A 13,730-nucleotide genomic window follows, 5' to 3' on the forward strand; every position below is an offset into this window, starting at 1 on the left:
CATGCAATTACCCAACAACAAAAAAATATATTTCGCTTCTGATCAGCATTTTGGCGCCCCTACACCTGAGTTGAGTTTTCCTCGAGAACAAAAATTTGTGGCTTGGCTTGATGCAGTAAAAGTTGATGCCGAAGCGATATTTTTATTGGGCGATTTATTTGATTTTTGGTTCGAATATAAAACAGTAGTCCCCAAAGGTTTTATTCGGGTTCTAGGCAAAATTGCTGAAATCCGAGACAGTGGAATTCCTATTTATTTTTTTGTTGGTAATCACGATTTATGGATGGAAGATTACTTTCAGAAAGAGTTGAATATCCCCGTTTTTCATAATAATCAAGAATATATTTTTGGAGATAAAACGTTCCTTATTGGTCATGGAGACGGAAAAGGTCCTGGCGATATAGGATACAAGCGTATGAAAAAGGTGTTTACAAATCCGTTTTTTAAATGGCTTTTTAGATGGCTTCATCCGGACATCGGCGTGAAACTAGCACAATACCTTTCGGTGAAAAACAAATTGATTTCTGGCGATGAGGATGTGACTTTTCTTGGCGAAGACAACGAATGGCTCATTCTTTATTCCAAAAGAAAGCTAGAAACCAAGCATTACAATTACCTTATTTTTGGTCACCGTCATTTACCTATGAAAGTTACTGTGGGAGAAAATGCCGAGTATGTGAATCTAGGGGACTGGATTACGTATTTTACCTATGGTGTTTTTGATGGTGAGAATTTTGAGGTTAAAAAGTACGATTTCTAATTCATTCCCTGCCCATACAAATACTCATCTAAATTTATTTTAAACAAGGTTCCTTCAATCAAGTCTTTTACCGCATTGAGTTCGTCCATAGAAACGGCTAAATCAATTTGGAGACAAGGTGTTTTTAATAAAAATTTGTGGCATTTATTTTTTAGTTCGCAATCGTCGCATGAGCTGTTTTGTTGGTAGCTGTCTTCGATGCAACGCTTAAACAGTTGCAGTTCCTGCTTAGTAAAATAGAATCCCGTTTCTCTAAAAACGAGCTGAACTTTATCCAGGACGATATCATTTTCTTTTCTCCAGTAAAACGCTGTTCCTAAATTGTTATGATAGATCTGTTTTATTTCTTGCATGTCTAATTTATTTTGAAACAAATATAAGGATTATTTATATTTGTTCTAAATAATAAAATATAAAAAAGGCATAAAAAAGAAAAAAGTAAATTTTTTATAAATTTGTGTCTCCAAGTACTGCATAGCTTTCGCTGGAATCGCATTTACTCGCTCTTTTCATGTTCCTCTACCTCTTTTTGTAAATCCAGCTTTCTAAACGTAGGCGATAGCGCACCAGTAAGAATCACAGTTAGCAATGTCATGCTTCCGCCAAAAACCACTGCCGTTACCGTGCCCATCAATTTTGCCGTTAAGCCGCTTTCAAAAGCGCCCAACTCATTCGAGGAACCAACAAATATAGAATTCACTGCTGCCACTCTGCCGCGCATGTGATCAGGAGTTTTTAGTTGCAAAATAGTTTGGCGTATCACTACCGAAATTCCGTCAAAAACCCCGCTTAAAAACAAAGCTGCTACAGACAACCAAAAAATAGACGAAAGACCGAAAACGATAATGCAAATTCCAAACGCAAAAATGGCTGATAGGAGTTTCATGCCAGCATTTTTAGTAAAAGGAATGTAAGCGGAAATAATCAGCATCAAAAAAGCACCAACAGCCGGAGCGGCTCTCAAAACACCAAATCCTTCTGGTCCCACCTTCAAAGTATCTTGTGCAAATATAGGCAGTAACGCAACAGCTCCGCCAAAAAGAACCGCTATCATATCCAATGATAAAGCCCCAAGAATCGTTTTATTGTAGAAAACAAATTTCACACCTTCTTTCAAACTTTCCATTATAGGCTCACCAATTTTTGGATTCAAAATGGGCTTTGTCGCAATTTGGGTTAAGGCAGTTAAAGCAAGAAGAGAACATACTAAAACAACAGACATTGACCAATGAACTCCAATCCAATTGATCGAAAAACCAGCTACCGCAGGTCCTAAAACTGAACTTATTTGCCAAACAGAACTACTCCAAGTGGCAGCATTTGGATATATTTTTTTAGGAACAATCAATGCCAAAAGTGAAAATATAGTAGGTCCAAGAAAAGCACGAACCAATCCTCCTAAAAACACAAAAAAGTAAATAGAATATAAAATAGTTTTGGTAGAGAAATCTTTTATAAAAGGCGGCCACGTAAATAAAAACAATCCCAAACTGATTATTGAAAATCCTAAAATACATTTGAATAGCAATCCTTTTTTCTCTTTTTGATCGACAATATGTCCGGCAAATAGCGCCATCGATATAGCCGGAACGACTTCCATTAATCCTATCATTCCTAGTGATAATGGATTTTTGGTCAAGCTGTACACTTCCCATTCAATAACGATAAATTGCATCGACCAGCCAAAAACCATCGCGAAACGCAATAATAAAAAAATATTGAATTCTTTATAACGAAGGGCAGCGTACGGATCGTTTTTTTTCATAGTATCCAAATCAGTGTTCAATATCTCGCAATCGCAGCTGCAAACTTACTTTGCCTTTCCATTCATTTTCATCAATGCAATACACCGCTTGAAAGGGTTTTTGGTGCGCTGTCAGTTCTATTTTGCTTCCTAAATTAAAGCCTATAGCTGCAATACCCTCAGAGTTGTTTTGTTTGACAAAAAGCTTTAAATGTTCTTCTTCCTGTCCCATTGGTTTTCCGTAACCCGTGTCTTTGATGTTTTTAGTGAGGAAAATGGGGGTCATATTTTGTGGGCCAAAAGGTTCAAATTGTTTTAGGATTCGAATTAATTTGGGAGTAATAGCAGCAAAATCAATCTCAGCATCAACTGCGATTTCCGGCGTTAACAGATCGGGATGAATGGTTTTTTTGACCTCATTTTCGAAAGCATCTTTGAAAATTTGATACTTTTCCGCCGCTAAAGTCATCCCCGCAGCGTACATGTGACCACCAAATTGTTCCAGATGTTCCGTACACGCTTCGAGTGCATTGTACACATCAAATCCTTTTACAGAGCGTGCCGATGCAGCATATTTATCACCGCTTTTAGTAAACACAAGCGTTGGTCGATAATAGGTTTCGATCAAGCGGGAAGCAACTATGCCAATCACTCCTTTGTGCCAATCTTCTTGGAATACTACGGAAGTAAATCGCTCTTTTTCATTGTTTTCCGCTATTTGTTGTAACGCTTCTTTGGTGATTAATTTATCTAAATCCTTTCGCTCGGAATTATAAGCTTCAATTTCAGACGCAAATTGTTGGGCTTGTTCAAAATTAAATTCGGTTAATAATTCCACTGCATGATTGCCATGTTTGATGCGTCCAGCAGCGTTAATTCTAGGAGCAATGATGAAAACAACATCGGTAATATCTAAGGTTTGTTTTTTTATTTGGTGGATGATGGCTTTAATTCCAGGTCTTGGATCCGTATTGATGACTTGCAGTCCAAAATACGCTAGTACTCGATTTTCTCCGGTCATTGGCACGATATCAGCAGCAATGGCAGCTGATACCAAATCCAGGTACGGAATCAAATCTTCAATCGTTTGGTTGCGGTTGATGCCTAAAGCCTGAATTAATTTAAAACCTATTCCACAACCACACAATTCATCATAAGGATAGTTACAATCGTCTCTTTTTGGGTCAAGAATAGCGATGGCTTCCGGTAAAAATTGGCCTGGTCTATGGTGGTCACAAATAATGAAATCAATATTTCGTGCTTTGGCGTAGGCCACATGATCGATAGATTTTATACCACAGTCCAATGCGATAATGAGTGAAAATCCATTGTCGTCAGCAAAGTCAATTCCTTTGAATGAAATACCATAACCTTCACCATAACGATCTGGTATATATGTTGCCACATGTGGATAATAGGTTTTTAAATAAGAAGAAACAAGGGAAACAGCTGTTGTTCCATCCACATCATAATCGCCAAACACAAGAATATTTTCCTCGTTTTTAATCGCTTTTTCGATTCGTTCAACTGCTTTATCCATGTCTTTCATCAGATATGGATCGTGTAAATGGTCTAGCGACGGGCGAAAAAATGCCTTCGCTTCGTCGAAAGTTTCAATGCCGCGTTGGACTAACAAAGTGGCTACAAAATCTTCCACATTCAAAGCTTTTGCTAAATGTTTCACTTTATCTTCGGAAGGTTTTGGTTTGAGGTTCCAACGCATGTTGATTAAGGATTTAGTATTATTATTAAGAGTTTTTTACTGACCTGCAAAGGGCTTCAATTATATGCTTCTTGTTTTTAAACTCTAAAAACAAAAGTTTTTAAAGCTGATTTTGTTCAATTAATATAAAAAGCCAAACAACCAAACTGGAATGATGTTACCAATTCCCATTTCAATATTGTCTTTAGCAATATAACTATTTTTGACGTTATGAATTTGTACTTGCGTTTTGTTTTTTCCTCCAATTTCAAATGTATATTTTTCATCAATCAAAAAAGCGCCTTGATCTGCCAGATGAATTACAGCTAAATTTTTGAATTGATTTACAAAAAAAGTTTCTCTTAAATTACCCACATTAGTATTTGCCTTTGCCAAAGCGTACATTAGATTGGTGTTGTTCAGAAATAGTTTTTCGGGTTTTGTTAATACGCCAATTCCTTTGGTGGGGCGATATAATTCGTTTACTAATCCCGCTCTTTCTAATTGTTTTATGGCTTGAATTAATCCCGCTCTTGAAGCTCCAATTCTTTCGCTCAATTTAGTGATATTTGGAGTAAAAGGAGCACTTGTAGCAATGGCAAATAATAGTTTTTTAAGTTTGGTAATCAAATCGTAACTAATATGGTCCACTGCATTTATATCGATTTCAATTATCAAATTGATGGTATTTATTAATTTCTGATGATACAATTTGACATTTTCCTTGAAGTAAGGATATGCTCCAAACTCGAGGTATTTTAAAAATAACGGAATCGGTTTTATTTGTTGCAAAAGTAAAGTAGCAATTTCAGTATGATTTTCTAATACATCTTCTAAAGTGTGCCATTTTAAATTGAGTCCTGTTTCAAAAACAATAAATTCCCTAAACGACATTTCTTTTAAATAATAGCTCACGGCACGTCTGCTTAAATCCGATTCTGATTTGTATATTTCTAACATCGACGATGAGGTGAAAATCACTTTCAATTCGGGAACATCGTCATAGATCAGTTTTAATTCTCTCGACCAATTCGCGTATTTATGAACTTCGTCCAGCAACAAATGGGTTCCTCCAATTTTAGAAAAATCTTTAGCCAAACCGATCAATGTATTTTCTATAAAAAATAAATTATCTAAACTTACAAACAAACTCGTTTTTAGATTCAGATGCTGTTTAGCGTATTGCAACAACATAGTCGTTTTGCCTGATCCTCTCGCTCCCTTTATAGCTATTAACTGGTTGTTCCAGTCAATTTCATTAATCAAATACCGTTGAAAATCTAATGATGTTTTGGATATTTTTTGTTGAAATTCTACTAATAGATCTTCCATTTTGTTGATTTTTGATAAAAAATATATTTAAAAACGTTATATAGAAATAACGATTTTGTATTTTTTTGTTATCTATAGGTAACGATTTTTAAATTAATTGTTCTTTTAAAGTAACAAAATTTTTATTTTAGAGTTAAAGCAGTTCCGTAAAATGCAATTTCATCCCAGCCAGTTTTCATAAAATTACGAATGTTTTGATGATCCGTTCCTTCTGGATCTCCTAAAACATCTTCAAAATAATAGGCCCCAAAACAAGCTAATGTAGCGGTTTCAGAGAGGTTCTGAAGTTCGGCGAAAGCCAATAACTTACAAGAACCTGAGTTTTCGCCAGCAATATTGTGTTGCAAACCGTTCTCAAATGCCGTTGGGGCAAAGTCATAGTGCGCTTCAATTACCGCAATGGTTTCTGCAAAGGTGATGGCTTTAGGCGTTTGATTTAATTTTTCTAAAAAAGTGGTGATGGTCATAGTGATAATAGTATTAAAATTCTAGTGCAATCGTTTTTGCAGCAGCAATCGCTCCGTCCATATAGCCGGGATTTTGCGTCGCGGTTTCTGCCCCGGAAATATATAATTTTCCGTTTTGAAATGGTCTTTTATATAAGGAATGTCCGTTATTTTGGTGTGCCAATACGAGTTGCTCGTAAGGTTGAAATGTTAGTGGCTCTTCCCGCCACACGTTTTCAACGTAGGCAATATAATCTTTAGCTTCTAAGCCGAATAATGCTGTCAATTGTGCTATAACCTTTTCTTTTCGTTGTTCCAGAGATAATACCGAGGTTCCTCCGTTTAAAAACCCTTTTAAGGCAAACCCGAAATTATCAGCCGTACTGTGGTCGTACATTTCCTGAATAATGCTGGCTTGGCTGAATAGGGTTCCAGAGTACTTCTTCTCTTTCCAAAAGGGAGTTTTGTATTCTACAGCGAATTTAATGGATTCGCCCATCCAAGTATGCGTCTTCTTGGCTAATTGTGTGAAATTTTCGGGTAAATTAGGCTCGAATATCACTGAGTTTACTAATAAATTAGGTGGAATCGTACTAATGACTTTATCTGCGGAATAGCTGTTTCCGACCGAGTCCGTAACGATTAAATGGTGGTTCTCCTCCTTTATTAATGTGATTTTGGTATTTGTTTTAATGTTTTTAATGCCAATTTCAGAAATTAATTTTTTAATTAAGGTTGCTGTTCCGCCTACGATACGAAAAGAAGGTTCTTCAGAATCCGAAATTTCAAATTTTTGTGGTGGCACAAAAGACATGGTTTCAAATAACGAAATGCCTTGTGTGTGTTGTTTAAAATAGGGGATTTCTAACGCTCTGAGTACTTCCAAAATGTGGCTATGTTGGTTTCCAAACCAAGTAGCACCCATTTCCATGGTGACACCTGTTGTGCCAGTTATAGTTTTTATGCGACCTCCAATTCTAGTATTGGCCTCTAATAATAGAACTTCAATTCCTTTTTTTTGAAGTAAAAAAGCAGTGTAAAGTCCGCAAAGTCCAGCTCCAATTAGAATAACTTTTTCATTTTTCATGATTCTTCTTCCTCCGAAAATTTCCTTTTTTTCGGCTCTTTGATTATTGTTTTTCCACCTATCACAACCACAATTTCACCTCGTGGAGCTATTTTTTCGAAATGAGTCAATACTTCTCGTACTGTGCCTCGAACATTTTCTTCATGTAGTTTCGATAATTCTCTGCATACACAAATAGGTCTGTCTTCTCCAAAATAAGTGATGAATTCCGCTAACGTTTTTAGTAATTTATGTGGAGAGACATATAAAATCATGGTGCGTGTTTCTTCAGCTAAAGCCAAATAACGGGTTTGTTTGCCTTTTTTGTCAGGCAAAAATCCTTCGAAAACAAATTTGTCATTTGGCAAACCACTGTTGACTAAAGCGGGTACAAATGCCGTGGCTCCAGGCAAACATTCTACTTCAACTCCGTTTTCAACACAAGCACGCGTTAATAAAAAACCGGGATCTGAAATTGCAGGAGTTCCTGCATCTGAAATTAAGGCGATATTTTCTCCAGCTTTCAACCTCGAAATTAGATTTTCGATTGTTTTGTGTTCGTTATGCATGTGGTGGCTGTACATGTGCGTGCCAATATCGAAATGCTTTAATAATTTTCCGCTCGTACGCGTGTCCTCGGCGAGAATCAAATCGACTTCTTTAAGAATCCGAATCGCCCGGAAAGTCATGTCTTCGAGGTTGCCAATAGGCGTAGGAACGATATATAATTTTGACATAGATAAATAATTAAGTACAAATTTCCAATGAAATCAGAAACTGTTGAAATGCGTATTTAATAAAGGGTAAGGAAGGTTATAGGAATTTTTTCTCAATAATATCCATGAAACGTTCTTCATACTCTTGTTTGCCTTGCCAGTTGTTGTAATCCGGTTTTACCATTTCTTGAACAAAATCCCTAGTTTCATAGAAGGTGTCAAACGTAATTAATTGACTTAAAACCCGATTGTAATCTTCGCTACTGTTTCCAAAAAGATGTTTTATAAAAGCAAGACGGTCATTTAGATCAATAGTAATTCCTTTGCCTAATTTATCGTTCAAAGAAACTATTTTAGGTTCTGTTTTTTCGACTATTTCGGGTTGGTTCGGGTCTAGTTTGAGTGCTTCAGTGGTGGCTTCGTCTTTTGGAACTTCACTGACTACTGCAGTTGGAATAGTATCTACTTGTTGTTTCTTTACAAAAAGAGTATCGTGATAATTGCCTCCCAATAAATCTTCAAAAGAGATTTGTACGGCTTCTGTTTTCTTTGGTATTTCCAGTTCAGTTTGTACTTCTTTTTCCTGTGATACCTCAAAAGCAGGTTCAAAAGCAGTTTCACTTTCCTGAGTTTCTTCTTCTATTTCTTGTTCTGTATCAGATTCCACTTCCTTTTCTTCACTAGTTTCTTCTTCACTAGTTTTCGATACTTCTTCTTCTACTTCTTCGTTCTCATCAACTACCGCTTCTGTTTGCTCCACAATCGTTTCAATATTTTCCTCAGCAATTGGTTCTGCTACAGGAATTTGTTGAGGCTCCATTTCTTCTGCTTCAACGGCACTTTCTTCTACTGTTGCAACTGGTTTTGATGCTGCTACAGGAGTTGTTTCTTCGACTTGTTTCTCCGTACTTTCAGCAGGTTCTTCACTAGCAGTTTCTTCTGTTACAGCGGCTGCTTCTGGTTGAACTAATTCGTTTTTATGAAATACAGATTCAATTTCTTTACTGATTTCTGAAATGCCAATTGTTGGTTTTGCATCGCTAAAATGCTCTTCTACAAATCGTAAGACAGAAAGTTTTTCGTATAATTTCTGTGTTTCCAAATATAATTGATTGATATCAGATTTATTTTTTAACTGTAATATTCTGTGTGCAATGCTGATTAAATCGGCTTCCAATTTTTTTTTCATAACTGTTGAAATTATAGGGTGTTAGGCAGGTCTTATTTGATGCGTTTTTGTATTCTGTTTTATATCTTGATCGAAAAAGAGATTATTTAAGTAAAAGATTTTTATTTTTTTAAATAAGTGCTGGCAAATCCCCGATTTGATATAAATTTTATACTTTTGAAACGACGTAAAAGTATAAAATTTTTAAGTCGGTTCGCTTATTACAAAGTAATAAAAACTATTCATTTTTTAAGTTAGAAAAATACAAAATGTTTCTCGAAAATACAGTAAATCATAAAGAACAATTTGGTTGGATTGAAGTCATTTGTGGCTCCATGTTCTCGGGTAAAACCGAAGAATTGATCCGTCGCTTGAAAAGAGCGCAATTTGCCAAGCAAAAGGTTGAAATCTTTAAACCAGCAATCGATACGCGCTATGATGAGGAAATGGTGGTGTCGCATGATGCTAATGAAATCCGTTCAACACCCGTTCCTGCTGCGGCGAATATTGCTATTTTAGCGCAAGGTTGCGATGTGGTTGGGATTGATGAGGCACAGTTTTTTGATGATGAAATCGTGAGAGTATGTAATGATCTTGCCAACCAAGGGATTCGCGTCATTGTTGCTGGTTTGGATATGGATTTTAAAGGAAATCCTTTTGGTCCCATGCCGGCTCTTATGGCGACTGCAGAATATGTGACTAAAGTTCACGCCGTATGCACGCGTACTGGAAATTTAGCGAATTATAGTTTCCGTAAAACGGATAATGATAAACTCGTGATGCTTGGCGAAACCGAAGAATACGAGCCGTTGAGTCGTGCCGCCTATTATCACGCGATGCGGAAAGATCAGGAAAAGTAAACTCTTTTCTTCTCCGTACGTTTCGGTATACTCTAAATCGGCCGGATCCGAAAGGGTATTGAAGTAAGAAGCTCTAAAAATAAAAAACCCTTCCAAAGTTTTACACGCTGGAAGGGTTTGTTTTTTTAATTAAAGATAGTCTCTAATTTAAAATCTAATTCTGGAAATAATTTACTTTGAATAATATCTTCCTCAATCAAGGGGTGCATTCCTATAAACTGATTTTCTTTCAGGACATAGATGAAAAGCGTTTTATCAGCGGGATTTACTATCCAATATTCTAAAACACCTGCTTCCTCGTACAAATCAAATTTATACTTCATTTCTTTATTGGAATTCCCTGGAGACAAGATTTCTATAACCAAATCTGGTGCGCCAATAGCGCCTCGCTCGTCAATTTTAGAATCATCACAAATAATACACAAATCAGGCTGTACCACCGTATAAATTTCTTTGTCTGATGTCGATTTCTTTTTGTCTATTAATCGAACATCAAAAGGAGCTGCGAAAAGATTACAAGGATGCGGTTTGAAAAAATTATATAAAACACCTGCTAGCTCCATGGAAATTCTTTGATGTGTAGTACTTGGTGCGGGACTCATTTTAAAAATCTTTCCCCTTAGTAATTCCAGTTTTTCCTGAAACTGCCAAGTCAGGTAATCAGCATAAGAATAGGTTTTGGTTAAATCTAGTTGATTGATATCCGTAATCATAAAACTTCTTTTTACAAAATTACTAAAAAAACTTCTTTTTAATGTACTGAAAAACAATAGATATTGATTTTGTAAGGTTCAAATTTGAAATGAGTTTCGGAGTAAGCGTTCATCATCATTTATCAATACTAAATCTCAAATCGTTAATCAGCAATCTCAAATCAACAATCTTAGATCTTTTTCCTCATTCTCGCTACGGGAATATCGAGTTGTTCTCTGTATTTTGCGATCGTTCTTCTCGCTATTGGATATCCTTTTTCTTTAAGAATTTCAGCTAATTGATCATCTGGCAGTGGTTTTTTCTTGTCTTCTTCTTCAATTGTGTTCTGAAGAATTTTCTTGATTTCTAGTGTGGATACATCTTCACCTTGATCGTTTTTCATAGATTCCGAGAAGAACTCCTTAATTAATTTAGTACCATAAGGTGTTTCTACATATTTACTGTTGGCCACGCGAGAAATGGTCGAAATATCAAGACCTACCATATCAGCAATATCCTTCAAGATCATTGGTTTCAACTTCGTCTCATCGCCATCTAGGAAAAACTCTTCCTGATAATGCATAATCGCATTCATGGTGACAAACAGTGTTTCTTGACGCTGGCGAATCGCATCAATAAACCATTTAGCCGAATCTAATTTTTGCTTGATAAATTGTACAGCATCTTTTTGCTGTGATGATTTATCGCGCGAATCCTTGTAGGTTTGCATCATTTCCTGATAATCTTTAGAAACGTGCAGGGAAGGAGCATTTCGCCCGTTTAGGGTGAGTTCCAGTTCGCCATCTACAATTCTAATGGCAAAATCAGGAACTACATTTTCAGTTACCTTGTTGTTTCCTGTGAAAGAACCACCTGGTTTTGGATTTAATTTCTCTATTTCGTGAATGGCTTTTTTAAGTTGCTCATTCGAAACATTGTATTTCTGAATTAACTTATCATAATGTTTTTTGGTAAACGCATCAAACTGATTTTCGATAATATCAGTGGCTAATTCCACAGATTCTGTGGGTGTTTTGTGTTTCAATTGCAACAACAAACATTCCTGTAAATCTTGCGCGCCTACGCCGGATGGTTCTAGTTCGTGAATGACTTGTAGCATTTTTTGCACCATCTTTTCATCGGTGTAAATGCCTTGGGTAAACGCCATATCATCCACCATATCGGCCACGCTGCGACGAATATAACCCATGTCATCAATGCTACCCACAAGGAATTCAGCAATGTCACGCTCTTCATCATTTAAGATGAAAGTGTTCAATTGATTGATTAAGTCTTGGTGAAAACTCACCGGCGCTGCAAACGGCGTTTCGCGATCGTCATCATCATCACTGTAATTATTCGCTTGCGTTTTATAATCAGGCGTTTCGTCGTTGCTTAAATATTCGTCGATGTTAATGTCTTCGGCTTCAATTCGCTCTGATTCGGCATCATCGTAATCATCGTAATCCTCGTTTTCGAACTCGTCTTTTTCAAATTCATCTTCTTCCTTTCCTGTTTCTAAGGCTGGATTTTCGTTCATTTCTTCGAGTAAACGTTGCTCAAAAGCTTGCGTAGGCAACTGAATTAACTTCATCAGCTGAATTTGCTGTGGAGATAATTTCTGAGATAATTTTAAATTTAAGAATTGCTTTAGCATTTTTATTGTTTAAAGTTGAGGTTTAAGGTTTAAGGTTGAACTTTCAAACAACTTTAAACCTTAAACATAAAACAAATTTTTAAAATTCCGCATTCATTGGCGTTCTCGGGAACGGAATTACGTCACGTATGTTTGTCATTCCAGTAACAAAAAGTACCAATCTTTCAAATCCTAGTCCAAAACCAGAGTGCACCGCTGAACCAAATCTTCTGGTGTCTAAATACCACCATAATTCTTCTTCGTCAATTCCTAAGGCTTTCATTTTTTCGACCAAAACATCAAAACGTTCCTCTCTTTGTGAACCCCCTACGATTTCTCCAATTCCTGGGAAAAGAATATCCATGGCGCGAACCGTTTTTCCGTCTTCGTTCAAACGCATGTAAAATGCTTTGATATTGGCTGGATAATCAAACAATATTACCGGACATTTAAAATGTTTTTCTACCAAATAGCGCTCGTGCTCACTTTGTAAATCAGCACCCCATTCGTTAATGATATAGTTGAATTTTTTCTTTTTGTTAGGCGTACATTCTCTCAAAATATCAATTGCTTCGGTGTAGGATACACGTTTGAAATTGTTTTCCAAAACAAAGTTTAGTTTGTCAAGTAAAGCCATTTCGCTTCTTTCAGCAACTGGTTTTGATTTTTCTTCGTCTAACAAACGCGTCTCTAGGAACTTCAAATCTTCTGGACATTTATCCAATGTATATTTGATTACGTATTGAATAAAATCTTCTGCCAAGTCCATATTGTCATTTAAATCATTAAACGCAACCTCTGGCTCAATCATCCAAAACTCCGCAAGGTGGCGCGAAGTATTTGAGTTTTCCGCTCTAAAAGTTGGTCCAAAAGTATAAATCTGACCCAAAGCCATCGCAAAAGTTTCTCCTTCTAATTGCCCTGAAACCGTCAAGTTGGTCTCTTTACCAAAGAAATCTTCCTTATAATCTACTTTTCCGTCTTCGGTTCTTGGCGTTCCGTCAAATGGTAAAGCAGTAACTTTAAACATTTCACCTGCACCTTCCGCATCAGATCCGGTGATGATTGGCGTATTCACATACACAAAACCTTTCTCTTGAAAATAACTATGAACCGCATACGATAATACCGACCGCACTCTCATAATCGCTCCAAACATATTGGTACGCACTCTTAAATGCGCATTTTCACGCAAGAAATCAAGACTCGGTTTATTCTTGGGTTGGATTGGGAATTTCTCTGCATCAGAGTCTCCAAGGATTTCTAATTTAGCCACCTGGATCTCAAATTTTTGACCTGCACCTTTACTTTCCACCAAAGTTCCTGTTACAGAAATGGCTGCTCCAGTCGTAATTCTTTTCAAAGTTTCGTCTGGCGTATTCTCAAAATCCACCACACATTGTATGTTATCAATGGTCGAGCCATCGTTTAAGGCAATAAATTGATTGTTTCTAAAAGTTCTCACCCATCCTTTTGCATTTACTTCATGAAGCGTCGTGGCACTGTTAAGTAAGTCTTTAACTTTTGTATGTCTCATTTTATGTATATAGTTGATATTAAAAATTGTCTCGTAACCGAAATGCAAATATAAATGATTTGTTTGTAAT

13 protein-coding genes are annotated in these 13,730 nt (G+C 36.5%); 2 read left to right on the forward strand and 11 right to left on the reverse strand.

The window, feature by feature from the left end; all coding sequences use genetic code 11:
* Position 1 precedes the first annotated feature (1 nt).
* Entirely contained in the window at positions 2-760 is a 759-nt protein-coding gene (locus BUA03_RS03425; RefSeq protein WP_066075340.1) for a UDP-2,3-diacylglucosamine diphosphatase, read from the forward strand.
* On the opposite strand, the gene BUA03_RS03430 is transcribed toward BUA03_RS03425, so the two are convergent.
* The 8 genes from BUA03_RS03430 to BUA03_RS03465 all read right to left on the reverse strand — a co-directional run bounded on the left by BUA03_RS03430 (position 757) and on the right by BUA03_RS03465 (position 8,955).
* Positions 757-1,113 carry a hypothetical protein gene (locus BUA03_RS03430; protein ID WP_066075338.1) on the reverse strand — a complete coding sequence of 119 codons (357 nt, stop codon included), beginning with the start codon at positions 1,111-1,113 and terminating at the stop codon, positions 757-759. The genes BUA03_RS03425 and BUA03_RS03430 overlap by 4 nt on opposite strands.
* 143 nt (positions 1,114-1,256) lie before the next feature.
* Positions 1,257-2,525 (reverse strand): MFS transporter, encoded by a 1,269-nt coding sequence (locus BUA03_RS03435; protein ID WP_066075996.1) that lies wholly within the window; start codon positions 2,523-2,525, stop codon positions 1,257-1,259.
* Positions 2,526-2,535: 10 nt separating this feature from the next.
* Positions 2,536-4,227 (reverse strand): single-stranded-DNA-specific exonuclease RecJ, encoded by a 1,692-nt coding sequence (gene recJ, locus BUA03_RS03440; protein WP_066075336.1) that lies wholly within the window; start codon positions 4,225-4,227, stop codon positions 2,536-2,538.
* A gap of 120 nt (positions 4,228-4,347) precedes the next feature.
* Positions 4,348-5,538 carry an ATP-binding protein gene (locus tag BUA03_RS03445; RefSeq protein WP_066075334.1) on the reverse strand — a complete coding sequence of 397 codons (1,191 nt, stop codon included), beginning with the start codon at positions 5,536-5,538 and terminating at the stop codon, positions 4,348-4,350.
* 122 nt (positions 5,539-5,660) lie between these two features.
* Positions 5,661-6,005, reverse strand: coding sequence for a HopJ type III effector protein (locus tag BUA03_RS03450; RefSeq protein ID WP_066075332.1), 345 nt, complete (start codon positions 6,003-6,005; stop codon positions 5,661-5,663).
* 13 nt (positions 6,006-6,018) lie between these two features.
* On the reverse strand, positions 6,019-7,071 hold the full coding sequence (locus BUA03_RS03455) for a flavin monoamine oxidase family protein (RefSeq protein ID WP_066075330.1): 1,053 nt from the start codon (positions 7,069-7,071) through the stop codon (positions 6,019-6,021).
* Positions 7,068-7,787 (reverse strand): 16S rRNA (cytidine(1402)-2'-O)-methyltransferase, encoded by a 720-nt coding sequence (gene rsmI, locus BUA03_RS03460; protein ID WP_066075328.1) that lies wholly within the window; start codon positions 7,785-7,787, stop codon positions 7,068-7,070. Before rsmI ends, BUA03_RS03455 begins: the two co-directional genes overlap by 4 nt.
* A 76-nt stretch (positions 7,788-7,863) precedes the next feature.
* Positions 7,864-8,955, reverse strand: a complete 1,092-nt coding sequence (locus tag BUA03_RS03465) for a hypothetical protein (protein ID WP_066075326.1) — start codon at positions 8,953-8,955, stop codon at positions 7,864-7,866.
* A 248-nt stretch (positions 8,956-9,203) separates the two neighbouring features.
* On the opposite strand from BUA03_RS03465, the gene BUA03_RS03470 reads away from it, so the two are divergent.
* Positions 9,204-9,794 carry a thymidine kinase gene (locus tag BUA03_RS03470; RefSeq protein ID WP_066075324.1) on the forward strand — a complete coding sequence of 197 codons (591 nt, stop codon included), beginning with the start codon at positions 9,204-9,206 and terminating at the stop codon, positions 9,792-9,794.
* A 125-nt stretch (positions 9,795-9,919) separates the two neighbouring features.
* On the opposite strand, the gene BUA03_RS03475 is transcribed toward BUA03_RS03470, so the two are convergent.
* The 3 genes from BUA03_RS03475 to asnS form a co-directional block, all read right to left on the reverse strand.
* On the reverse strand, positions 9,920-10,507 hold the full coding sequence (locus tag BUA03_RS03475) for a Uma2 family endonuclease (protein WP_066075322.1): 588 nt from the start codon (positions 10,505-10,507) through the stop codon (positions 9,920-9,922).
* A gap of 170 nt (positions 10,508-10,677) precedes the next feature.
* A complete protein-coding gene (gene rpoN, locus BUA03_RS03480; protein WP_066075320.1) occupies positions 10,678-12,144 on the reverse strand; it encodes an RNA polymerase factor sigma-54 in 1,467 nt (488 codons plus the stop codon).
* Between the two features lie 79 nt (positions 12,145-12,223).
* Positions 12,224-13,660 carry an asparagine--tRNA ligase gene (gene asnS / locus BUA03_RS03485; protein WP_066075319.1) on the reverse strand — a complete coding sequence of 479 codons (1,437 nt, stop codon included), beginning with the start codon at positions 13,658-13,660 and terminating at the stop codon, positions 12,224-12,226.
* Between the last annotated feature and the right edge of the window lie 70 nt (positions 13,661-13,730).

The sequence above is a fragment of the Flavobacterium fryxellicola genome (genome assembly GCF_900143245.1).
Taxonomy (GTDB): domain Bacteria; phylum Bacteroidota; class Bacteroidia; order Flavobacteriales; family Flavobacteriaceae; genus Flavobacterium; species Flavobacterium fryxellicola.

Bases quoted from the DNA above. Each gene is read 5' to 3' on its own strand.
- BUA03_RS03425 (WP_066075340.1), top strand. From the start codon at position 2: ATGCAATTACCCAACAACAAAAAAATATATTTCGCTTCTGATCAGCAT.
- asnS (WP_066075319.1), bottom strand. From the start codon at position 13,660: ATGAGACATACAAAAGTTAAAGACTTACTTAACAGTGCCACGACGCTT.
- BUA03_RS03470 (WP_066075324.1), top strand. From the start codon at position 9,204: ATGTTTCTCGAAAATACAGTAAATCATAAAGAACAATTTGGTTGGATT.
- BUA03_RS03435 (WP_066075996.1), bottom strand. From the start codon at position 2,525: ATGAAAAAAAACGATCCGTACGCTGCCCTTCGTTATAAAGAATTCAAT.
- recJ (WP_066075336.1), bottom strand. From the start codon at position 4,227: ATGCGTTGGAACCTCAAACCAAAACCTTCCGAAGATAAAGTGAAACAT.
- BUA03_RS03445 (WP_066075334.1), bottom strand. From the start codon at position 5,538: ATGGAAGATCTATTAGTAGAATTTCAACAAAAAATATCCAAAACATCA.
- rsmI (WP_066075328.1), bottom strand. From the start codon at position 7,787: ATGTCAAAATTATATATCGTTCCTACGCCTATTGGCAACCTCGAAGAC.
- BUA03_RS03465 (WP_066075326.1), bottom strand. From the start codon at position 8,955: ATGAAAAAAAAATTGGAAGCCGATTTAATCAGCATTGCACACAGAATA.
- BUA03_RS03430 (WP_066075338.1), bottom strand. From the start codon at position 1,113: ATGCAAGAAATAAAACAGATCTATCATAACAATTTAGGAACAGCGTTT.
- rpoN (WP_066075320.1), bottom strand. From the start codon at position 12,144: ATGCTAAAGCAATTCTTAAATTTAAAATTATCTCAGAAATTATCTCCA.
- BUA03_RS03475 (WP_066075322.1), bottom strand. From the start codon at position 10,507: ATGATTACGGATATCAATCAACTAGATTTAACCAAAACCTATTCTTAT.
- BUA03_RS03450 (WP_066075332.1), bottom strand. From the start codon at position 6,005: ATGACCATCACCACTTTTTTAGAAAAATTAAATCAAACGCCTAAAGCC.
- BUA03_RS03455 (WP_066075330.1), bottom strand. From the start codon at position 7,071: ATGAAAAATGAAAAAGTTATTCTAATTGGAGCTGGACTTTGCGGACTT.